Origin of the sequence: Shinella sp. BE166 (genome assembly GCF_051201095.1) — a bacterium.
Taxonomy (GTDB): Bacteria; Pseudomonadota; Alphaproteobacteria; order Rhizobiales; family Rhizobiaceae; genus Shinella; species Shinella lacus.
The window spans coordinates 1-21,890 of sequence record NZ_JBPEHL010000033.1 but is presented as its reverse complement, the minus strand read 5'-3'; the positions used below and the strand labels follow the sequence as shown (position 1 = coordinate 21,890).

At 59.3% G+C, this 21,890-nt stretch carries 23 protein-coding genes and 1 pseudogene; 10 read left to right on the top strand and 14 right to left on the bottom strand.

Going from position 1 to position 21,890, the window contains the following annotated elements; genetic code table 11:
- Positions 1–187: 187 nt before the first annotated feature.
- Entirely contained in the window at positions 188–1,084 is an 897-nt protein-coding gene (locus J2Y63_RS33905; RefSeq protein WP_435269602.1) for a LysR family transcriptional regulator, read from the bottom strand.
- Positions 1,085–1,185: 101 nt separating this feature from the next.
- Here J2Y63_RS33905 and J2Y63_RS33900 point away from each other — a divergent pair, with 101 nt between their 5' ends.
- A complete protein-coding gene (locus J2Y63_RS33900) occupies positions 1,186–2,175 on the top strand; it encodes a zinc-dependent alcohol dehydrogenase family protein (protein ID WP_435269601.1) in 990 nt (329 codons plus the stop codon).
- 136 nt (positions 2,176–2,311) lie between these two features.
- Here J2Y63_RS33900 and J2Y63_RS33895 read toward each other — a convergent pair whose 3' ends face one another.
- From J2Y63_RS33895 to J2Y63_RS33875, 5 genes and pseudogenes are all read right to left on the bottom strand, one after another.
- A complete protein-coding gene (locus J2Y63_RS33895; protein WP_435269600.1) occupies positions 2,312–3,940 on the bottom strand; it encodes a sensor histidine kinase in 1,629 nt (542 codons plus the stop codon).
- A 137-nt stretch (positions 3,941–4,077) separates the two neighbouring features.
- Positions 4,078–4,659, bottom strand: coding sequence for a cysteine hydrolase family protein (locus tag J2Y63_RS33890; protein ID WP_435269599.1), 582 nt, complete (start codon positions 4,657–4,659; stop codon positions 4,078–4,080).
- Positions 4,656–4,982 (bottom strand): annotated as a pseudogene (locus J2Y63_RS33885) (ammonia-dependent NAD(+) synthetase); the annotation flags it as partial. The pseudogene J2Y63_RS33885 and the gene J2Y63_RS33890, both read right to left, overlap by 4 nt.
- 141 nt (positions 4,983–5,123) lie before the next feature.
- A complete protein-coding gene (locus tag J2Y63_RS33880) occupies positions 5,124–5,432 on the bottom strand; it encodes a hypothetical protein (protein WP_435269598.1) in 309 nt (102 codons plus the stop codon).
- A gap of 142 nt (positions 5,433–5,574) precedes the next feature.
- Positions 5,575–5,835, bottom strand: a complete 261-nt coding sequence (locus tag J2Y63_RS33875; protein ID WP_435269597.1) for a SemiSWEET family sugar transporter — start codon at positions 5,833–5,835, stop codon at positions 5,575–5,577.
- Between the two features lie 201 nt (positions 5,836–6,036).
- Here J2Y63_RS33875 and J2Y63_RS33870 point away from each other — a divergent pair, with 201 nt between their 5' ends.
- The 5 genes from J2Y63_RS33870 to J2Y63_RS33850 all read left to right on the top strand — a co-directional run bounded on the left by J2Y63_RS33870 (position 6,037) and on the right by J2Y63_RS33850 (position 11,317).
- On the top strand, positions 6,037–6,204 hold the full coding sequence (locus J2Y63_RS33870; RefSeq protein WP_435269596.1) for a Thivi_2564 family membrane protein: 168 nt from the start codon (positions 6,037–6,039) through the stop codon (positions 6,202–6,204).
- Positions 6,205–6,381: 177 nt separating this feature from the next.
- Entirely contained in the window at positions 6,382–6,906 is a 525-nt protein-coding gene (locus J2Y63_RS33865) for a (2Fe-2S)-binding protein (RefSeq protein WP_435269595.1), read from the top strand.
- A complete protein-coding gene (locus tag J2Y63_RS33860) occupies positions 6,903–7,919 on the top strand; it encodes an FAD binding domain-containing protein (RefSeq protein WP_435269594.1) in 1,017 nt (338 codons plus the stop codon). The genes J2Y63_RS33865 and J2Y63_RS33860 overlap by 4 nt, the downstream gene beginning before the upstream one ends.
- Before the next feature lie 9 nt (positions 7,920–7,928).
- Positions 7,929–10,181, top strand: coding sequence for a xanthine dehydrogenase family protein molybdopterin-binding subunit (locus tag J2Y63_RS33855; protein WP_435269593.1), 2,253 nt, complete (start codon positions 7,929–7,931; stop codon positions 10,179–10,181).
- A complete protein-coding gene (locus tag J2Y63_RS33850; RefSeq protein ID WP_435269592.1) occupies positions 10,178–11,317 on the top strand; it encodes a catalase family protein in 1,140 nt (379 codons plus the stop codon). Before J2Y63_RS33855 ends, J2Y63_RS33850 begins: the two co-directional genes overlap by 4 nt.
- A 30-nt stretch (positions 11,318–11,347) precedes the next feature.
- Here the strand turns inward: J2Y63_RS33850 and J2Y63_RS33845 are convergent, their stop codons facing one another.
- Both J2Y63_RS33845 and J2Y63_RS33840 read right to left on the bottom strand, forming a co-directional pair.
- Positions 11,348–13,654 (bottom strand): FdhF/YdeP family oxidoreductase, encoded by a 2,307-nt coding sequence (locus tag J2Y63_RS33845; protein WP_435269591.1) that lies wholly within the window; start codon positions 13,652–13,654, stop codon positions 11,348–11,350.
- Positions 13,655–13,726: 72 nt separating this feature from the next.
- A complete protein-coding gene (locus J2Y63_RS33840; RefSeq protein WP_435269590.1) occupies positions 13,727–14,797 on the bottom strand; it encodes a LacI family DNA-binding transcriptional regulator in 1,071 nt (356 codons plus the stop codon).
- Between the two features lie 108 nt (positions 14,798–14,905).
- Between J2Y63_RS33840 and J2Y63_RS33835 the strand changes: the two genes are divergently transcribed.
- Positions 14,906–15,742 carry a phytanoyl-CoA dioxygenase family protein gene (locus tag J2Y63_RS33835; protein ID WP_435269589.1) on the top strand — a complete coding sequence of 279 codons (837 nt, stop codon included), beginning with the start codon at positions 14,906–14,908 and terminating at the stop codon, positions 15,740–15,742.
- Positions 15,743–15,775: 33 nt separating this feature from the next.
- On the opposite strand, the gene J2Y63_RS33830 is transcribed toward J2Y63_RS33835, so the two are convergent.
- From J2Y63_RS33830 to J2Y63_RS33815, 4 genes are all read right to left on the bottom strand, one after another.
- The gene (locus J2Y63_RS33830) at positions 15,776–16,060 is read right to left on the bottom strand and encodes a hypothetical protein (RefSeq protein ID WP_435269588.1); all 285 of its coding nucleotides are present in this window, start codon (positions 16,058–16,060) and stop codon (positions 15,776–15,778) included.
- 17 nt (positions 16,061–16,077) lie between these two features.
- A complete protein-coding gene (locus tag J2Y63_RS33825; protein WP_435269587.1) occupies positions 16,078–16,947 on the bottom strand; it encodes an SDR family oxidoreductase in 870 nt (289 codons plus the stop codon).
- Between the two features lie 74 nt (positions 16,948–17,021).
- Positions 17,022–17,564 (bottom strand): DNA-3-methyladenine glycosylase, encoded by a 543-nt coding sequence (locus J2Y63_RS33820; RefSeq protein WP_435269586.1) that lies wholly within the window; start codon positions 17,562–17,564, stop codon positions 17,022–17,024.
- Positions 17,565–17,635: 71 nt separating this feature from the next.
- The gene (locus J2Y63_RS33815; protein WP_256121458.1) at positions 17,636–17,884 is read right to left on the bottom strand and encodes a DUF6894 family protein; all 249 of its coding nucleotides are present in this window, start codon (positions 17,882–17,884) and stop codon (positions 17,636–17,638) included.
- A gap of 174 nt (positions 17,885–18,058) precedes the next feature.
- Here J2Y63_RS33815 and J2Y63_RS33810 point away from each other — a divergent pair, with 174 nt between their 5' ends.
- Both J2Y63_RS33810 and J2Y63_RS33805 read left to right on the top strand, forming a co-directional pair.
- Complete coding sequence (locus tag J2Y63_RS33810; protein ID WP_435269585.1) at positions 18,059–18,412, top strand: response regulator; 354 nt, start codon at positions 18,059–18,061, stop codon at positions 18,410–18,412.
- Between the two features lie 97 nt (positions 18,413–18,509).
- The gene (locus tag J2Y63_RS33805; protein ID WP_435269584.1) at positions 18,510–19,553 is read left to right on the top strand and encodes a sensor histidine kinase; all 1,044 of its coding nucleotides are present in this window, start codon (positions 18,510–18,512) and stop codon (positions 19,551–19,553) included.
- Between the two features lie 146 nt (positions 19,554–19,699).
- Here J2Y63_RS33805 and J2Y63_RS33800 read toward each other — a convergent pair whose 3' ends face one another.
- Positions 19,700–20,293 carry a general stress protein gene (locus J2Y63_RS33800; protein WP_435269583.1) on the bottom strand — a complete coding sequence of 198 codons (594 nt, stop codon included), beginning with the start codon at positions 20,291–20,293 and terminating at the stop codon, positions 19,700–19,702.
- A 22-nt stretch (positions 20,294–20,315) separates the two neighbouring features.
- Positions 20,316–20,633, bottom strand: coding sequence for a PepSY domain-containing protein (locus J2Y63_RS33795; protein ID WP_435269582.1), 318 nt, complete (start codon positions 20,631–20,633; stop codon positions 20,316–20,318).
- Positions 20,634–20,896: 263 nt separating this feature from the next.
- On the opposite strand from J2Y63_RS33795, the gene J2Y63_RS33790 reads away from it, so the two are divergent.
- Positions 20,897–21,796 carry a hypothetical protein gene (locus J2Y63_RS33790; RefSeq protein ID WP_435269581.1) on the top strand — a complete coding sequence of 300 codons (900 nt, stop codon included), beginning with the start codon at positions 20,897–20,899 and terminating at the stop codon, positions 21,794–21,796.
- The last annotated feature ends 94 nt before the right edge of the window (positions 21,797–21,890 follow it).

Genomic DNA, 21,890 nt, shown 5'->3' with positions numbered 1-21,890 from the left:
GCAAACACGTCAGGAACGGGATGCTGTCGCCCGTCGAGTTCGAGAAGCAGCAGAAAATCTAACCCGAGGGTGTCTACGAAACTCGGGGCTATTCAGTCTACTTGTTCCAAAGGGTCTCTAACTGCAGCAGCGCTTTGCCAGGATATTCTCTTGGCAACACCATATTCTAGGGGGAAAAAGCGGGATTTCACATCTTGTCGGGTAAAGATTTGGCCAATTCGTCGATCGCCAGCCGCACGCTGAATGGCAAATGCGCTGTCCTCATCCATACCGCATGCACAGGATACAGAAACGGCCTCTCGGTCGGCAGCACATTGATGAGAGTTCCAGCCTCCAGCCTGTCCTTTACAAGCCACAGTGGCAGCCACGCCAGGCCTTCGCCATCGGCCGCTGCATCGGCGATCGCATTTAAATCGTCAAGACGCAGACGTCCGGTAACGAAGACCTTAGCATCCGGCTCGGATCCACGTGGAAAAACCCATGGAGCGACAATTCCTGAGCGGCGGTAGAGGACCACCACATGCGCCGCGATGTCAGAAATCGTCTCCGGCGTCCCGCTTTCCTGGAGATAGGCGGGCGATGCGACGACGATCATCTTCTGCGTGCCAATCCGTCGGGCGATGTGATCCGTCCTGTCCGCCAGTTCCCCGGTACGGACTGCGAAGTCATACCCCTCTTCCGCAAGGTCGCTGATGCGATCGGTAAAGGATAGGTCAAGTTCGAGCCCTGGAAAGCGGCGCGTCAGCTGCAGCAGTATGGGCGCCACGCAGCGTCTTCCGAAATGGACGGGCAAACTCACCCTCAGTCGCCCGCGGGGTTGTGTCAGATCCCCGGCGACCAGGGCGTCGGCGGAATCCACTTCAGCAAGGATCGAACGGCATCGCTCGTAGTAAGCTCTGCCGGGCTCCGTCAAATTTTGCTTTCTCGTGGTGCGATGCAGCAGGGTAATCCCGAGCCGATCTTCGAGAAATTTTACGTGCTTCCCCACCATCGGGCCGGAAATCTCGAAAGCGTCCGCAGCGGCAGCGAACGACCCGAGGTCCACCGCCTTGACGAAGACTGCCATGCTTGTCAAACGATCCATATTCGCAACCATTGGTTATTTCTGACATAAAGTAGTCGTCATTTATCGCGCATCTCGCATCATTCATAAATCACTCCAAATCAATATTTCGGAGTGAACATATGGCACGCGCTATCATATTCCATCGGCACGGCGGACCGGAGGTCCTGCAGATCGACGAAATCGACATTCCAGAGCCCGGCTTCCGCGAGGTTCGCATCCGCGTAAAAGCCTTGGGGCTGAATCGCGCCGAAACACTGATACGGAAGGGTGCTTATATCGAGACACCGACGTTGCCAGCTCGGTTGGGGCTTGAGGCATCCGGCATTGTCGATGCCGTCGGCGCAGGCGTCGGCGGGTTCTCGCCGGGCGATGCGGTCAGCATCATACCTCCTATATCGATGACGACCTATCCCACGCACGGCGAGTTTGCTGTCCTTCCCGCCAACCATATCGTCAAGAATCCTGCGAATCTGGGCTGGACGGAAGCCGCTGCCCTCTGGATGCCATACCTGACCGCCTACGGCGCCCTCGTGGATTTGGCGCAGCTGCAACCGGGCGAACCCATCGTCATAACGGCGGCATCGAGCAGCGTCGGCATTGCGGCGATCCAGATTGCACGCAAGATCGGCGCTGTCCCTATTGCGCTGACCCGCACATCGGCGAAGCGGAAGGCGCTGCTGGATGCCGGAGCGGAATATGTGGTCGCCACCGCCGAGGAACCGCTTTCACAGCGGCTGCGGCAGATTGCGGGCCGTAAGAGTATCCGGGTTATTTTCGACGCGGTCGGCGGACCGATGGTCATCGCACTGTCGGATGCCATGTCGGAAGGCGGGATCCTAATTGAATATGGCGGCCTCGATCCGCTCCCGACACCGTTTCCCATGCTTTCGGCCTTATCAAAAACCCTGACCCTGCGGGGTTATCTGGTGCACGAACTCATCCGGGATTCCAGTCGGCTGGAACGCGCCAAGGCTTTCATTGTCGATGGCCTGGCCTCCGGTGCGCTTGCCCCAACGATCGCCAGGAATTTCGCGTTCGCCGAAATCGTGGAAGCTTATCACTATCTCGAGTCCAACGATCAGGTCGGTAAGGTCGTAGTCACTCTTTAGACAGGGGGGCTTGTCGCGCAGCAGAAGGGCACGATGCGCTGATAGTCGGCGTTTCAAGAGACAGAGATAGCGCGGGTAAGGGGCTCCTCCTGGCATGTCCCAACGACACCGCTGCTGCAACGCTGTCGGTGGATTCCTAGCCGGCCATCTCTCGGTCAAAGACGAGCGTGAATATCAATCCTCCGGGCGCGAACTCAAAATCAGCGATTGGTCGGCACCCACTCGGAAAGGCGCCCCGAATAAGGCGCGAACCGAAGCCTTCCCGGCTCGGCGCAACAACCGGCGGGCCTTCTGTTTCGATCCAGCTCAGTTCGATCCGATCTGGGGTCCCGCGCCACTTAATATCGATTCTACCCGTATCGTTCGACAGCGCACCGTACTTCGTCGCGTTCGTCGCCAACTCGTGGATCACCAGTGACAGAGACAACACCATCTGCGAAGGCAAGGGGATTGGGGTTCCGGCCGCTGAGATGCGGCTGGTGGATGCGCCAATGTGCGGAGCCAGTGCGCGGTCCACGACGTCGCCCATGGATGCCTCGTCGACGCTGTCTGAAAAGAGCAGGTCGTAACCGTTCGCGAGCGCCATAAGCCTGTCGGAAAACTGGGAGTATTCCGCTGGCGCGACCGGACGGAAGGACTGGCGCGCAATCGCTTGGACAACCGTCAACGTATTCTTGATGCGGTGCCTTAGTTCTCCGACGAGCAGGTCCTTGTCCGTCTGGAGCCGCTCCGTCCGTCGTTGCCGGTCGTAGAGTTCGTCCAGTAGGCTGTCCAGAGCAGACCCCACGCGGCGAAGCTCATCTTTCCCGGCCATGCCAGTTCGTGCGTTGACTTCCCCCTTTCGCCAGCGCTCAAGGACGTCAAGAATACCGAAAATCGGACGCAATATGAACTTGTTGCCCACGAAAGCCGAGGCGGCAAAAGCGAGGAGAGCGCCTGCCAAGATCGACGCAATTCCGATTGCGGTGGACCGATTGATGGGAGCGAAAGCTTCATCTCTCGACGCTCCCGCACTGACATATAGGCGGTTAAAGCGACCGCGGATCGGCTCGTAGCCGAGAATGCGGCTGGTTCCATCCTGGCTGACGACTTCCATGACGCCGGGCTGCGAAGCATGAATTAGCGCCTGGAAGGCCTCAGGAATCCGGGTCCCGACGAAGCGCTCTGGAAACGGATCGCGCGCAAGGATTACCCCATCTCGGTCCGCAATCGTTACAGCACTCCCCTTGAGGACCCCACGCTCCTTGAGCCTTTGATCGAGCCACTCCAGCCGAACGCCGGTGACCAGGACGCCGATCACCGTTCCGTCCCGACGCAATTGCATGGCCACAGGGAGTACGGCACTCTCTGAGAGGCGGCTGATGGTATAGCTGCCAATCACGAATTCGGAAGATACCAACGCTTCCTGGAAATAAGCACGATCGGAGAAATCGCGACCGGCGGGAGTTCCAAGACTGTCGCAGACGAGCTTCCCAGATATGTCGAGAACGAAAATAGTCCGGATCGGCGCGACTTGAGCTGCGATCCGTTTTAGCGCGGGGCCACAGGCGTCTCGATCCAAAGCCTCTACTGAAGGCAACGTTGCGGTCGCGATCAACAGGCTATGCATCCCCTCAAGGATGCGTTCGACCTCGGACGAAGCCTGCCGCGCGGCCTGGGCGGCTTGCGCCCCCACTTCTAGGTCGCGGAGGTGTCGCGTAGAGAACTCGTTGTAGCCGAGAAGGGCAACAACCGGCAAAAGCGCCGCAACCGCTACGGCTGCCAACCTTCGTCTCATCCCCAACCCCGTTTGCATTCTTCATGCCGCGTTTGACAACAACATGCGCGAAAAACCAGGGATTTCAAACGGATTTTTAGCCGCCGCGCCGAAGTTCCGACTACCTGGCACCTGATAAACTTCCTTTAGACGTTTGCGAGGAAGGCTTCAGTTGAGACGACCTGAAGTTGCACTGAAAACCGACCACCGAGGATTTTCAACGCCGCTTCATGCGTTTCATCCGCGCTACCGCATATGGCATCCTCGAGAATAACCACACGATAGCCTAGGTCGATCGCGCCCAGCATGGTCGCAAGCACGCATACATCGGTTTCTCCGCCCGAAATGGCAAGCATAGTAACCCCTTCGTTTCGAAGGGTTGCATTGAGGCGCCCGTCCAACCAGGGAGAATAGCCAGTCTTGTCGAAGACCCGCGCAGGCGGGACGAGCCGGCGTAACTCGGGCAGCACGTCCACAAGGTCGTTCGATAGATGCTCCCGCGTCATCATCCACCATTTCTCGTAGTATGCCCTCCACGAGCCGTAAGCGTCTGCTGCCTTTCGCGGCGGGACGAAGCGCGTAAAGATAGTTTTTGTGGCGTGGCGGCTGGAAACTTCGACGATCTGGTCCTTCACCCCATTGATCCAGGGTACGTGCCAGGGCGTGTCTTCCGAGAACATGCGCTGCATGTCGACGCAGACATGTTGCCAGTTTTCCGACCCGTTCATGGCAGCGTACCGCCGCCGAAAACAGCAAGCGCACGCTTGTGTGCAGCCGCCCGGCATGTTGCGATGATCCGATCGGCAGCCACGGGATCGATAGGCTTGCCTTCTGGGAAGTCATCGATCTGGTCGTAGGTGACGCGATAAATCTCGCCATCAGGGTGCAACGGCGCATCTGATTCCAGATTGGCCGTTGAAACCTTCCAAACCAGGTGCGTCAGCGCGACGGCAAGAGCGCGGACCCTGCGTTTACTCAAGCCGGCAAGAGGTAAGACGTCTGCTGCACCGTCGCCGAACTTCTTATAACAGCTCATCACGGCTTCGGTCGCCTGACACGAAGCCACCATTCGAAGGGCGATACAAGGCAGGGACTTGATACCCGCTTAGTCGGCGCCGGCATGGGTTGCCCGCTCCTCTGACAGGCCCGGCCAATGCTGCTTCACGCAGGGGAGATAAACCTTGTTCCACTGTCAGCGGCCCGAGACCCGAATTGCGCCAGCTTCTCCTAGACTGCGCTGGACATCGGCTATTATCACCGAAGCGATCTCAACTGATAGTTCGATCTCGCCGTTAAGCGCACCATCTTGCCGTGATCCCTCGCGATGAGACAGGTCACCTCCTGAAGGCGTCGATCCAACCGTGTTCGAATCTGAGGTAGATTGCACGAAAATGTCTGCCCTTACGATGCCATGCTGCTGGACCAAATGCTCAACCGCTAGGTCGGCCGCCGCTCGAGTTTCGAATGTGGCGCGAATGGTTGTGCTGCCCTCCTTGACCATAGCCTTGTTCCTCTCTCGACCTGATGGGTGGAAAGCACAACGCATTCCCGGCCGGGTGGTTCAAAAGAGCCGCCGGAATTCGAACGTTTTCACCAAGGAATTTTTGAACCAGACCAAATGTGCTACTCATAGGCAGGCGCCTTCAACGCGCTCTCCGAGTGATCTTCTTGATAAGGATCAGCCCGGAAAGGCAGAAGCAGATAGCGTTTGTCAAAATGATCGGCCACTCGACACGCATGACGCCAAAAGCTGTCCAGAGGGCAAATCCCGTAACAGTTAGCGCGTACATTTTCGCAGAAATCGCCGCCGTGTCTCCTGTCTTGAAAATCTTCCAGACCTGCGGGATGAAGCTCGTGACTGAACAAATCGACGCGAGATAGCCAACAATCAGCGCGGTATCCATTTTAAACTCCGCAGTTTTCCATCTTGATCCATCTTTTCCCATCAATCCGTGATCATCGCCACGGTCTTCCCTCAGATTCGTAGGGCACCTAAGAAACGTGAGAAAACAGGAGCATTGTGCAGATCGCACCTTTCTTTTCGCTGATCGCGCAATAGGTACGCCCATACGACGCAATTCAGCGTCCGCTTCAGGAGTTGGGCTTTGGCTACATCTGTTCTCATTAGCATCTTGATTACCTTTTTGGTCATCGTGCTTATTCTTTATCTCATCGGCCGTCTTCCACTTGATGCGCGCGCCAAACAGATCGCCCAGGTTGTCGTTATCATCATCGGCATCATTTCGCTTCTGAGATATCTCGCGGTTTTCTAGGCGGACCCCCGCGGTTTCTTGGTAGGCGACCGAAAGGCCGGCTTATACCGGCCTTTCCCTTCCATGCCGGCCTGACGCCCGCGACGTCCAGGTTCCTTCGCCCCGCCGTTGCCCCTCGTGGAACAATGGTCCCGCCCCTTCGTTTGCGATTTGATCTCCGAACGAAAGGCAGCATCGATGGCCCCTGTGACAGCACGCCCCGCCCTCCCCACTCTTCCGGTCACGCTGACCATCAACGCCAAGGCTTATTGCCTGGACATCTTCCCTTGGACGACGCTGCTTGATCTTCTGCGCAATGACCTCAAGCTCACCGGAACGAAGAAGGGTTGCGATCACGGACAATGTGGTGCCTGCACCGTTTTGATTGATGGAGCGAGGGTGAATTCGTGCTTGAAGCTGGCAGTCACTCTCGATGATGCCGACATCACCACGGTCGAGGGACTTGGCACTCCCGATAAGATGCACCCGATGCAGCAGGCTTTCGTTGATCATGACGCCTTCCAGTGCGGCTACTGCACACCGGGGCAAATCTGTTCCGCCATCGGCCTCATGACGGAAGGCCATGCCCATTCCCGCGAGGAGATCCGCGAACTGATGAGTGGCAATCTCTGTCGGTGCGGGGCGTACACCAACATTGCTGACGCGATAGAGGATGTGATCGCCCAGGATTCCGTCCAATCTTATGGGGAGGCCGCGGAATGAATCCCTTTACATACAGCCGCCCCGAAACCTTGAGCGATGCCATCGCCGCACTCCTTGCCAACCCGCAGGGACAGCTGCTGGCTGGCGGGACCAACCTCGTCGACCTGATGAAATATGACGTGGCAAAGCCAGAGGCGCTCATCGACATCAACCACCTTCCCTTGCGAAACATTGAGGATCTGCCCGATGGCGGTATGCGTATCGGAGCGCTTGCCAGCAATTCGGCGGTTGCCTACGACAAGCGCATTACGAGTCGTTTTCCGTTGTTGTCCAGCGCGATCCTCGCGGGCGCCTCGCCGCAACTTCGAAATGCGGCAACGACAGGCGGCAATCTGTTGCAACGTACTCGTTGCTATTATTTCTATGATCCTTCAACGCCTTGCAACAAGCGCGAGCCCGGCAGCGGCTGCTCGGCAATCGGCGGGATCAACCGGACCCACGCTGTTCTGGGCGCCAGTAACAAGTGCATTGCCGTCCATCCTTCCGATATGTGCGTGGCTTTGGCAGCTCTAGACGCGACGGTCGAGGTGGAGGGGCCTGACGGGGCCAGGCAGGTTGCCTTGGCCGATTTCCACCGCCTGCCCGGAGACACACCAGAGAAGGACAATACCCTTGCCCCCGGCGAGATCGTCACCGGTATTCTCCTCAAGCCCAATCGTTTCGAGAGCCATTACACTTACCTGAAATTGCGCGACCGCCTGTCCTACGCGTTCGCACTCGTCTCCGTTGCAGTGGGGATGGAAGTAGCCGAGGGGCATATTGTCGATCTGCGTGTTGCGCTCGGCGGGGTCGCGCACAAGCCGTGGCGCGATCAGCGTACGGAGGCCGAATTTTCTGGCGCGCGTGCCGATGAAGCCACATTCCACCGTGTGGCCGACGGTCTGCTTTCAGGCGCGACCGGCCAAGGCGATAACGATTTCAAGATTTCCCTCGCGCGAAAGGCGATCGTCCGCGCCCTCGCCCAGGCGGCTGGTGGGCTTCCGCAGAACCAGGCGATCAAGGCGATCCAGTAGGAGGTCCGGATGTTCAACCAATCCAAAATTGTCGGCCTACCAGTCTCTCGGATCGATGGTCCTCTCAAGGTTACCGGCCAGGCAAAGTATGCCGCGGAGCACTTTGAACCCGGAATGCTGTTCGGCCATGTCGCGCTCGCAACCGTCGCATGCGGCCGCATCAGCCATATATACACGGAGGCGGCGGAACGTCTTGCTGGCGTGATCAAGATTTACACACACGAGAATCGGCCGAAGCTCGCCTATCGGGACAAGAAGTGGAAAGACGAAGTGGCGCTCCCGGGCCATCCGTTTCGCCCGCTGGAAAGCGACCGCGTGCTGTTTGATGGCCAGCCGGTCGCCTTCATCATCGCTGAAACGCCGGAGGCCGCACGCGATGCAGCGGTGCTCATAAAAGTCGAATACGCGATCGATGAACCGCATACGGATATCATTGCAGAGCAGCACAACAGCTACGAGCCGCCGGTCGCACGAATGAAGCAGTTCCTGCCACCGCCGCCGCGAGGCGATGCCGAGAACGCGTTCTCAGCGGCGACATACAAGATATCCGCTGATTACATCATTGAGGGTGAGCACCATAATCCGATGGAGCTGTTTTCCACGACAGTGCTTTTCGAACAGGATGGCGAACTGACCATTCATGACAAGACCCAAGGATCCCAGAACGCTCGCGACCACGTCTGCGGCGTATTCGGCCTCGATCCGGAAAAGGTCGTGGTAAAAAACAGCTTTGTCGGCGGTGCCTTCGGTCAGGCGCTACGACCGAAATACAACCTCGTGCTGGCCGTTATGGCAAGCCTTGACCTCCGCCGGTCGATCAAGGTGGAGATGACACGGCGGGAAATGTTTTATCTCACATGGCGCCCTTCCAGCATCCAGGCAGTCTCGCTTGCCGCAGATAAGGATGGCCACCTGCAATCCGTCATGCATCATGCCGTCCACGCCACATCGCGGTACGAGGACTATCAAGAGAATGTCGCGAACTGGTCCGGCCTTGCATATAAATGTGACAACGCGAAGCTCTCCTATGAGATTGTCCAGCTCGATATGGCGACACCGGGCGACATGCGCGCACCCGGAGCTGCCACGGGCGTGACCGCGCTCGAGACGGCAATGGACGAACTTGCCTATACGGTCGGCATCGATCCGATGGAACTCCGCATACGCAACTTCGCCCACCGCGATCAGGACAAGGATAAGGCGATCACCTCCAAGGCGCTCCACGCCTGTTACCGCGAGGGCGCTGCTCGATTCGGCTGGGCGGAACGCTCTCCTCAGCCACGTTCGATGCGCGACGGACACGATCTTGTGGGCTGGGGCATGGCAGGTGGCATCTGGGAGGCGATGATGGCACCGGCGGAAGCCACTGTCCGTCTTTTTGCAGACGGCAGATCGGTGGTAAGCGCGGCAGCCTCAGACATTGGCACCGGCACGTATACCATTTTGGCGCAGCTGGCAGCCGAAGCATTCGACACACCGATCAATAGCGTAACGGTGAAGATCGGGGTGTCGTCCCTGCCGAAAACTGGTGTTCAGGGCGGGTCCTGGACAGCAGCTTCTACAGGCTCGGCGGTGCAGAAGGCCGCGAAGACTGTCATAAAGACGCTGCTCGGACATGCACGTAAGATGGAGAATTCGCCGCTAGCCGACGCGTCTGAAGAGCACGTCGAAATCGCGGAGGGTCGGTTGGTTCTCGAAAGCAACCACCAGGCCGGAATTGCCGTCGCGGATATTATGGAGGCCACTGGCATCTCCTCGATCGAAGAGCACGGAAAGGTCGGCCCAGACGTGCTGACGATGATGAAATTTGCCGCGTATACGCATTCAGCAGTCTTCGTCGAGGTCAAGGTCGACGAGGACTTGAACGTTGTGCGTGTGACGCGCGTCGTCAGCGCCGTCGCGGCCGGTCGAATTCTGAACCCCAAGACCGCCCGCAGCCAAATCCTCGGGGGCGTTGTGATGGGGCTCGGGATGGCGCTCCACGAGGAGGCTATGATCGACAACCGGACGGGGCGGATCATGAACCACAATCTCGCCGAATATCATGTTCCCACCCATGCCGACATTCATGACATCGACGTGATTTTCGTTGAAGAGGACGACGACAAGGTGAGCCCCATCGGCGTCAAGGGTCTTGGTGAGATTGGTATCGTCGGCGTCGCGGCTGCGGTTTCCAACGCCATCTTCCATGCCACTGGAAAACGCATCCGCCATTTTCCGATCACCATCGACAAGATTCTCGAAAGCGAAGTCCTCCAATGACCAACCGCCCTGCCATCGCACCGCTGCGCTATCACCCCGACGTGGAGCACATTGAACCCGACGAGCCGCAAACTGGCCGCGATCTCGCCGAAACGATGCTTTCGATCGCGCACACGACTTATGCGGATACCGGCCACGCCATGCGATCTGTCCATGCGAAAAGCCACGGCCTGCTTTCGGCACGACTCGACATCCTGCCAGGCCTTTCCGCCGAATTTGCCCAAGGCATCTTTGCCGAACCGCGGAGCTACGAGGGCGTCATAAGGCTCTCCACGACGCCTGGCGACCTTTTGCACGACAGCGTTTCCACCCCGCGCGGCATGGCGCTGAAGGTGCTGAACGTCGATGGCAGCCGTCTTTCGGGTTCTGGGTCCTCCACAAGCCAGGACTTTGTCCTGGTTAACGGCAAAGAGTTCAACTCGCCCAGCGGCAAGGCATTCCTCAGGAACTTGAAGATGCTGGCGCTGACGACAGATCGGTTGGAAAGGGTAAAAGAGCTCGTTGCGAAGGTCTTCAAGGGACTGGAATCGGCCCTTGAGGCGGTCGGTGGCGAAAGCGCCATGTTGAAAACGCTCGGCGGCAATCCGGAAACCCATATTCTTGGCGAAAGCTTTTTTTCCCAACTGCCCGTTCGCCATGGAGAATTCATTGCGAAGATTGCCGTCGTGCCCGCATCGGACAATCTCAAGGCGCTAATCGATACACGGTTGGATACTCAGGATGATCCGGATGTTATTCGCCACGCCGTCGAACGCTTCTTTGCCGGGGAGGGGGCCGTCTGGCATGTGCAGGCGCAACTGTGCACCAGCCTTGACGACATGCCCGTCGAAGGCATCAAAGCGTGGGATGAGGCAAAAAGCCCATTCGTGACCATTGCCCACCTCATTGCAGAACCCCAGCCGGCGTGGAGCGAAGAACGAGCCGAAAGGGCCGATGACGGCCTGCATTTCAGCCCATGGAACGGCATAGAGGCTCATCGGCCGCTGGGGTCCATCATGAGGCTGCGCAAGCTGGCCTATGAAAAATCGGCCGCCTTCCGCTCCCAACGAAATGCGATCCCTGTGACGGAACCTCTCCACTGTCCCTTTGCACACAGCGGCGGTTCACCGAACACCACAGGACGAGCGGCTGAATAACAGTGAGTCTTTATAAGCTTACGGCGCGATCTACTCGGCGGCCACGCCTCCCAACGCCGGCGCTTCCGGGATGATCCGCACGGGCACCGACTTTGCGGCAGGCACCTTGCTGCCTTCCGCGTGCTGGTCGAGCGGGATGAGCACATTGCATTCGGGATAATAGGCACCACAGCAACCGGTTGGAATGTCGTAGGAAATGGCACGCAGGCCGGAGAGGGAACGGCGAAGATTGTCGGTCGAAACGCTTTCAATCGTCACAGTGTCGCCCTCTGCAATTGCTAAACGCTGCATATCTGCAGCATTTAGGAAGACGACCATCCGCGTCCCCTGCACGCCGCGAAATCGGTCGTGATAGCCATAGATCGTCGTGTTGAATTGATCATTGCTGCGGAGTGTGATGAGACGCAGAACGTCCTGTCGTTTACCTGTCTCGAAGCTGGCCGAAAGTGCCTTGGGGACGCGGAAATTCGCTTTTCCGGTATTCGTCTTCCAGATACGTTCACGCGCCGGCAGCGGCTTTTCGAAGCCGCCTGCCTGCCACATCCGCCTGTTGAAGTCGCCGAATATGTCGGGGTACGTTCGTTCGATAGCGTCGCGGGCCCTGCTATAATCTCCTGCCCATTCGTCCCAGGGAACACGCGCGTTCGGTGGCAACGAGGCCTTTGCGATTTCAGCAACGATTTTTGGTTCAGAAAGCAGATGCGGGCTGATCGGTCGTGCACGCCCATTCGAGGCATGAATGCAGGACATCGTGTCCTCGATGGTTACTGACTGAGGTCCACTATCCTGTTGGTCGGTCTCCAATCGGCCAAGACAAGGCAGCAGATAGGCGACTTGGCCATTGAAGAGATGGCTGCGGTTGAGTTTGGTTGCCACCTGGACTGTCAGGCGCATCTGGGGCCACGCCAGTTCCATGGGCCCGGTCTCCGGAACGGCGCGCAAGAAATTGCCGCCCAATCCCAGAAAGGCAAGGACGCTACCGCTGATGATGCCGCGGCACGCATCGACAGTGGCAAGGCCTTCCTCGCGTGGCGGATCGAAGCCGTAGAGTTCCGCCAATCTGTCGAGAGGCACGAGCTTTGGCTTCTCCGAAATACCGACCGTGCGCTGACCTTGAACATTGGAATGGCCGCGCACCGGGCAAATGCCCGCGCCGGTTCGGCCGATATTGCCGCGTAGAAGCAGGAAATTGACCAATGTCTGGACCGTCACGACACCAAGCTTGTGCTGCGTAAGACCCATGCCGTAAATGCCCATGACAGCATTGGAACGCGCATAGATTGCAGCGGCCTCCTCCATATCTGCGCGCGAAAGCCCGCTTTCCGTTTCCAGCACAGACCAGGACTGCTCCACGCAGAAATCGCGGAAGGCATCAAGGCCATGACAATGCTCGGCGAGAAACGCGTGGTCAAGGACGCCGCCAGAGCGGCCCTCGAGATCGAAGAGCGCCTTGCACATGCCGGTCAACGCGGCGATGTCGCCGCCGGCGCGAACCTGGTAATAACGATGGCTGATCTCGGTCTCACTACCGGTCAGCGTCTCGAAGGGGCTTTGCGGGTTGGTGAATCGTTCCAGGCCGCGCTCCCTGAGAGGGTTAAAGGTGACGATGGTACAGCCGCGCTTTGCCGCGGCCTGAAGCTCGTGAAGCATACGTGGGCTGTTCGAGCCCGGATTTTGCCCGAAAAAGAAGAGTGCATCTGCGTGCTTGAAGTCTTTCAGCCGCACGGAACCGACGGGCTGACCGATGACTTCCGGCAGTGCCACGGACGTCGTCTCGTGGCACATGTTCGAGCTGTCCGGCAGGTTGTTGTTCCCATAAAGGCGAGCGAGCAGTTGATACATGTATGATGTTTCTAACGACGCGCGACCCGATGCGTAAAACACCACCTTTTTTGGATCGTCCTTACGGATATCCTGAAGCGTGCGGCCGATCTCCTCAAACGCCCGTTCCCAGGAGACGGGCTCGTAGACGTCCTGGGCGTGGTTGAACCGCATGGGATGGGTGAGCCGGCCAGCGGCTTCCAGGCGGTGGTCGTCCCACGCGCGAAGGGCCGTCACACGATGTTGCGCAAAAAATTCCGATCCTGCCCGCCGGCTTGTGAGCTCCCAGAACGTTGCCTTCGCACCGTTCTCACAAAATTCCGCAGCGTGCGGCGCCGCAGGTTTTGCCCAAGCGCAGCTGACGCAGGAAAAACCTTTCGGCTTGTTCTGTTGACGCAGCGCCGCCACCGTCGCAAGGCGAGCCCTGCTGGCGATGGCATTGGTAAAGAGTGAGCGGACAGAGCCCCAGCCTCCCGCTGGTGCGGTGTATCGGGCGATCCGGATTTTCGATGGCATGACGGGAACCTGCATCTTCCAAAGTGTTCAGCCCGAACACCGTGAACGACCGATGGTTCCCGCTCACTTCCGTTATGGCGCAAGCTGGAAAGACGATTTACCCTCAAGGATCGCCTGGCAGGATGCCCGCTCGATCAAGGCGCAACCCACTTTATGAACACGATGTGATCCCTTGGTGGGAGACGTTCTGCCCAGTTGCCGCAGAGCCCAGGCTCCCATCGGTCGGTGTGGGAGTTCAAGCGTCGTGAGCTGCGGCCTCAGGTGACGGGAAAGCTCATCGTCATCGTAGCCGACGACGGAAATGTCCTGGGGGATGCGCAGCCCGGCTTCTGCGACGGCGCTGAAACAGCCCATCGCCATCTTGTCGTTTTGGCAGAAGATTGCCGTTGGCCGATCGGCGAGCGCCAGGAGTTTCTGCGTTGCCTCGAACCCCGATGTGGGCGTCCAGTTTCCCTCCACCACGAGCCTGTCATCATAAGGGATTTTCGCCTCCGCAAGGGCCTCCCTGTAGCCGACAAGGCGATCCTGCGATGCTTCCATGAACGTCTCGCCGGTGATCGTGCCGATACGCCGATGCCCAAGCCCCACCAGCGAGGCGGTGGCCATTCGCCCACCGTTGATCTCGTCCGGGACCACCGAGGGAAAGCGGTGGTCACTGGTGTAACAGTTGAGCAGGACAAGAGGGACCGGAAGGTCGTCGAAAACCGGGTCCAGCGAGACGCGCCGAGTGAAAATCGACATGTAGACGATGCCCTGGGCGCCGGCCTGGAGCAGCCGGGCTAAAGCTTTCTGTTCATGTTCCGCCCTGCCCTGGGTCTGTGCCACGAGAATGGTCACGTCGTTTTCCCAGGATTCGTGACGTGCGCCCTCGATAGCATTGACCGCCTCTGGCGTGGTCGCGAGCTGGTCCACGATGAAGCCCACGCAACCGCCGCGTAGATCGTCCAATCCAAGGCGCCGGATTGGACTTCCCACGCCGTAGTTCATGGATCGTGCGGCATCGAGCACCCGCGTCCGGAGATCTGGCGAGATCTTGATGTCGGTGACACTGTTGAGGACAACCGACACCGTGGCCTGCGAACACCCCGCAGCCTTGGCGACATCCATCATCGTCACACGTTTGTTCGTCTTCCGACCGCTCATGCCAATCCCACTGCACTGGTCGGATTTCTACATCACCTAATAAAATTCTTCCATTGACTAATAATTATTAGTCGCGCTAGCGTGCTTGCCGTCGAGGAGGACATCGTAATGACCGCACAGACATCGTTCGAATACGATATCGCCGCACAGATGGCGCAACTTTCCGAGGACGGGATCATCGGATTGAAGAATGCTTTCTCGCCGGAATGGGCGGACGAGATGCGCGAGGACATGATGACCGCCTTCTGGTCGGCCATCCAGCGGCCAGGCGGCGCGGTCGGCCGCGGACCGCGGCGCTGGTATGTGGAGATCCACCCGCAAGCTTTCCGGGGCTTCGTTGACCTGGTCACACATCCCTGGCTCCTGGACGTCTGCACGAATGTGCTCGGCCCAGATTTTCAGATCGTTGAAATCGGCCTTGATGTGCCGTTCCAAGGCGCGAAATATCAGCCCTGGCACCGCGATTTCCCTTCACCCGTCGATACCTATCGAGACCGCAAGATCACTTCTCTCGCCTTCAACCTGACCGGCGTCGATGTGACAGAGGACATGGGACCGTTCGAAGTGGCGCCCGGCACACAGTATGATGACGGCAGGGAGTGGAAGAACGAAATGTTTCCGGACAAGTCGCTCTGGGAACGTTTTCAAGAACGGGGAATGCGAAAATATCCACGACGTGGCGACATTTCGTGCCGCTCCGCCTTGACGGTTCATCGCGGTACCGAACACCGCTCGCCAATCGCGCGTCCCGTCATGGTTCTCGGCGTCGATGCGCCGGGCGCGGGACATGCAGCGTTGCACGATATGATGGTGACGCCCGATTGGTACGATGCCTTGCCAGATGTGGCGAAGAAACATCTCGTCTGCCGCGTCGTCACCGATCTGGTGCCGATCACCCAGAAGCACGACATCGAAGGTCTCGTGATGGGTGCTGATCCGATATGACATTTTAGTTTACAGGGGACGTGCCTGGCGCCCTCAGGGGCGCAGCCTTTGCGCGGGCCGCAATGCTGCCGTAAGGAGCAGCAAGAGCACGCCCGCTCCCATCGTCCGCAAATCTTGCCTGGGCCGCCGGGGCGGGACACGTGCATGGATCTGTTCGCGTAGCACATCAAGCTGCCGACGGAGGTCGGCCAGTTCCTGGGCGACCGCCGGTCCGTGCACCTCGATCAGGCTGCTCGAGGCAGCCGCCTCTTCAATTTCGGCGAGGTACTCGCGCCACTGGGTGTCGCTCTCAAAACCGTGCTTACGAATATCCGTCATCAAATAGCCTCCTCATTTCAAATCATGATCCCGCCGCCGGTGACCGGCACCACGGCGCCCGTCATGTAGCTGCCGAGGTCGGACGCGAGCAGCACATAAGCACCGGCCAGTTCGGCGGGCTGCCCCGCGCGGCCAAGCAAAGACTGCTTGCCAAAACTTTCCGTCTTCTCGGGCGGCATCGTTGAGGGGATGAGCGGAGTCCAGATCGGCCCAGGCGCCACCGCGTTCACGCGAATGCCTTTATCGGCCACCATTTCGGCCAAGCCGGCCGTGAAGTTCGAGATTGCACCCTTTGTCGCGGCATAGGCCAGAAGCTGGGGTGAAGGCTTCCGAGACTGGATCGACGTTGTATTGATGATCGAACTCCCTGGCTTCATGTGCGGAACCGCGGCACGCGCGAGAAAAAAGGGAGCATAGATGTTGGTGCGAAAAGTCGTATCCCATTCTTGCGTACTGATATCGCCGATCTCTTCATACGTTCGCTGAAAGGCGGCATTGTTGACGAGGATGTCCAGTCGCCCGAAATTCTCCAGGCACTGCCGAACCAAATGCTCACAATGATCCTCGCTCGTTATATCGCCCGGCAGGACAAGCGCCTTGCGTCCCGCCGTCTCCACCCATTGCGCCGTTTCATTCGCATCTTGATCTTCGCTGAGATAGGAAATGGCGACATCGGCACCTTCACGTGCAAATGCGATCGCGACAGCTCGACCGATCCCGGAATCCGCGCCGGTGATCAGCGCCACCTTGCCCTCCAGTCGACCCGATCCGATATAACTTTCCTCGCCATGGTCGGGGACCGGCTTCATCGCCCCCGTCAGTCCGGGAGGGCTCTGTTCTTGAGGCGGCTGCGGGGGCAACGGACGGCGCGTCTCGGCTTCGGTCATCTCAGTCTCCAATCGGACGTCTCGGAGGCCAAAACTCGAACCGAGCGCCGATGTTCCCCGGATCTCCAGGGTGTTTAGATCGGCTTGCTCAAATAGGCCGAACCCGGCATTGCAAAGCGCCATGGCCGATCGGCTGCCTTGCTGATACCGATCCGACCGCCGCTCATTGCCACGCAAACTTGCGCGGGGAGTTCCAAGGAAAAGGGTGGCGACAGGACGGGAAGGCCATTCATGCCTCCGGTGATGCCGAGTGCCCTGCACAGGTTGCCTGGCCCCGCACAGAGGCTTCGCAGCACCACGCCCGCGCGGCGCTCTGCCATCACCCCAAGGCCATGCGTCGGTTCCAGTGCGCGGATCAGGACTGCGCTCCCTGGCTCGCAAACCACATTGAAGCACCAGTGCAGCCCATAGGATCGATAAACATACGCGGTTGCCGGCTCGCCGAACATGGCGGCATTGGCAGGTGTTGGACCACGGAAGCTGTGCGAGGCCTCATCATCCTGTCGGTAGGCTTCCGTTTCCACGGTGATGCCGCCCACGCCGTCGATCAGAAGGCGCATGCCTATGAGATCCGCGGCGACCGCGACGGCGTCTCGTCCGAAAAAACTCTTATCCATGACGCATTGCTAAATCCGAATTGACACCACCGGAACACGTTCTCTGACAGCGTCGTTGATGGCAATCTTGATCAGATTTCTTGGGCGCCGTGGGGTATCGCCTCCAGCACGAGGCGGAATGTCAGTATTGGTACACGGTTGGCATCCTGCAGCTCGACTGAAATGCTGTCGACAGGTTCATTCGGCAGACCATCGACCGCCATCTCGGCGAGCAATGTCTTTGCTTCTTCCTTGGCTCTTTGCAGATCAGAAAATTCGAAACCGCGGTCCGGCTGAAGGACGCCGTCCTGATCCTGGATCTTGAAATAAAATCGTTCCATTGGCCGCCTCCGCATGACTGTTGTGCGACAATGGCCTTTGTCACCAAACGTTCCGCGGCCTCCACCGATTGCGTCGCCGCCCGGCGAACTTTCAGAGAACGCCTTCGAAGCGAGTTCTAGCCCGGAACGTTGTCTCGACCTAAGAATTAGATCCCCATTGGAAAGTGGGGTCCTATGCGAAAAGTTCTTGTGGTGGAAGACGAGGTCCTGATCCGTCTCACATTGGTCGACGCATTGCTGGCTGCAGGCTTCGACGTCGTTGAAGCGGGTTCCGCCGACGAAGCCGCCGACATTATCGACGAACAGACGATTCATCTGCTTTTCACGGACATTCAGTTGCCAGGTACGATGACGGGAGTGGATCTCGCCCATGCGGTCGCCAGGCGTTTTCCAGATGCAGGAATCATCGTCGCGTCGGGCCGGCTAACCCCAGGCGCCAATGAACTGCCATCGGGTGCCGAATTTTTACCCAAACCCTATCGGTTCGAGGAAATCGTCACCCGCCTGAGCGCAATGTCACACCTGTAGAAACTGTGCGGGGCATGGATGCGCGCGGGAATGCCGGATTCCTCAAATGGCCATATCCGTGGCATAACGTCGGCACCACACGTTACGGGACGCGCTGATGAAGATTGCGATGGCTACTGACAAGATCTCCTCGCGCGAACGCTTCCTCGAAGCAATCGTCCAGAGCGCCATCGACTATGCCATCATTTCCATGGACCTTGACGGCCTCGTCACCAGCTGGAACGAGGGCGCGCGAAAGATCCTGGGCTGGTCGGCCGATGATATGATCGGCAAGCCGGCAACCGTCTTCTTCACGCAGGAGGACAGGGAACGCGGCGTTCCCCAAAAGGAAATGACGGCCGCTCTCAATCGCGGCAGGGGAAATGACGAACGGTGGCACTTGCGGGCGGACGGCACGATGTTCTGGGCATCTGGCGAGATGATGGCTCTGCGAGCACCCGACGACACCGTCGTCGGCTTCATCAAGATTCTCCGTGACAGAACCGAGGAGCGGGAGCGTATCGATCGCGAGCGCCTGCTGATGCACGAACTCGGTCATCGCATGAAGAATACATTGTCCGTTGTCCAGGCAATCGTGACGCAGTCGTTGCGAAATGCGGCGTCGCTGGATGATGCTTCAGAGAAACTGCAGTCGCGTATCGCCGTATATGCGAGGGCGCACGAAATCCTCCTCCAGAAGGATTGGGTCAGTGCAACGCTCGCAGACGTGCTCGACGCCGCCAAAACAAATATCGGTCTGCAAGGAAGCGAGCGTCTCCGATCAGTCGGGCCCGACGTTCAATTGGGACCGCAGGCGGCCCTTTCCTTTTCGATGGTCTTTCACGAACTGCTGACAAATGCCTCCAAATACGGCGCGTTATCGAATGCAGACGGGCGCGTTGACGTTGCGTGGGACATCGAGCGCCGCGCGGGCACAGACGTTCTCGTGGTTTCCTGGCGGGAAGCGGGTGGGCCACACATTCCAAGTTCCGAACCCGATCGCAAGGGATTTGGATCTCGCCTCATCCTTTCCAGCCTTCGGTCCTTTGGCGAAGCGGATCTATCTTACGAGCCGGGAGGTGTAGCACTCGTTGCCGCGTTGCCACTCGCCCGGATTCAACTACGCAACGATCTTTCGGAGATCGACAAAAACGCGACCTGAAGAGGCAGCGGCAAGCTGCTTCGGGAATCTATGAGCCCGCATCATTGAGTTTGGCTACGCAGTTGCCGAAAAGGGCTGCGTTCACTCGCCGCTGTAACGCGCAAAAAGAAAAAGGCCGGCAGATGCCGGCCTCCTCCTGGATCGTTTTAACGCCTGTAGCGCAGACGTTCCTGTTCGATTTCGGCCGCACCATAAGGCTTCTGCGTGTCATCGAAGCGCGTCCAGCCGCCCTCGGCATAGGCCGCGCGCCGCTGCTCGGGATCCACCCAGTTCGACTTGCGAAGGATGGCTTCGGCTTCGGCCTGGAGGCTGTCGTCGACCTTCGCGGTCACCAGCGTGCCGCCGCGGCGCACACCTTCGGCATAGACGTGCGCGTGTTCTTCGGACACACCGGATTCGGTCAAGGCGCCGATCAGGCCACCGGCCGCACCGCCTGCCACAGCACCGGCGACAGCACCGGCAGCCGTTGCAGCAAGCCACCCGGCGGCGACCACCGGCCCGACACCGGGAATGGCCATGATGCCGAGGCCGGTCAGCAGGCCACCGACGCCGCCAACGGCAGCGCCGATGCCCGCGCCGGTTCCGGCGCCTTCAGCGGCATTGGTTTCCTTGCCATGGCGTTCGTCCGCATTGTTGGAAACGATGCTGATATCGCTGGAGGGCACGCCGCGTGCCTCCAGGGCGCTGACGGCGGCGCTGGCATCGGAGTAGTCGTCAAATAGTCCGGTAACAGTTTTCATGGGAATCTCCTGAAGTCTGAAGTTACTTGGCGACGATGTTGCCCTGATAGTCGAGCGCGACGGTCACGGCCTTGCCGTCCTTCATCGCCTTCGCCTGCCAGATGCCCTTGTCGTCCAGGGCAAGGTCGGTGACCTCAGCATAGCCGGCCTCGGCGATGCGTTCCTTCGCCTGGTCTTCGGTGAAGCTGTTGGCCCCCTCGACCGGCGCTGTCGCATTCTTGCTGTCGGGCGTGGCAACCGCGGGCGTGTCGCCATCAGTCGTCGGGGTCGTGGACGTCTGAGCAAAGGCGCCAAAAGTCGAGGCGCCCACAAGCGCTGCGGCTAGGAGAAGTTTTTTCATGATTCTATCCTCGTTGAAGCCTGAGAGCAGGCTCGATAGGAACACCGTGCCGGCCGCATGGTTCCACGAGGAAAAAATAGAAAATCGCGACGGTAGTCCGTGGAACATCAGCCGTTTCAAAGAGTTGACGCGCCATGCTGCGAACATTCGCTCGCAGGCAATTGGAGGTTCTCAAAATGGGTCGCGGTATTCTTCTCTGGCTTCTGGGCATTCCCCTGCCGATTGTCATCCTGCTCGTTCTCTTCCTGCGATAGGAGGCGGACATGTCCCTTTACAGTTCTGACGTCTCCGACGTCGGCGTGGAATCCAGCACGCCGGCGCTCGCCTGGGGTCCCGTCATCGGTGGCTCGGTCGCGGCAGCCGCCACGACGATCATCCTCCTCCTTCTGGGTTCGGGGGTCGGCCTTACGATGGTCTCGCCCTGGGCGGGGGAAAGCGCGTCCTTTACGGCGGTCAGCGTGACGGCGGCGATCTGGTTCGTCGTTGTGCAATGGCTCGCTTCGGCGCTTGGCGGCTATCTCACCGGTCGCCTTCGCACCAAATGGGCCGACATCCATACGGATGAGGTCTTCTTCCGCGACACGGCGCATGGCTTCCTCAGCTGGGCCTTGGCGACAGTCGTCGTTGCAGGCCTGGCCGGTTCCGCCTTCACGTCTCTTGCCGGGACGGGCGTGCAGGCCGCATCGACCGTGGCCGCAACCGCGACGGTTGCAGGCTCGGCCGCGGCGGCAAACAGCGATGCGTCGCCCGACGCGGCCACCGGCTACTTCACGGACCTTCTGCTTCGCCCGCAGGATCTGACGACCCGGGCGCAGGGGGATGACGCGTCGGCCACCGCCGAGATTTCCCGCATCCTGGTGCAAGGCGCGGTAAAGGATGGCGTGCCGGAAGCCGACCGGGCCTATATGTCCGCCATCGTTGCGTCGCGGGCGGGCGTTACCCCGGAGGAAGCGCGGGCCCGCGTCGACCAGGTCCTTCAGCAGGTCGAGGATGCGAAGAATGCCGCGCTGAAAGCCGCCGACGAGGCGCGCAAGTCCGCCGCGACGGTGGCGATGCTCGGCGCGTTGTCGCTGCTCGTTGGTGCGTTCATCGCGTCCGCTGCCGCCGCCCTCGGTGGACGCCAGCGTGACGACGAAGAAGCCGCATTGATCGTCAAGCGCTGAGCCTGATCGAAGCCGCCTCCCGGGGCGGCTTCTTTCCTTAAAGCAGATTTATTGTGCAGTGCAGCAACCATATCGCTGCTGAGGTGTTAGGGTG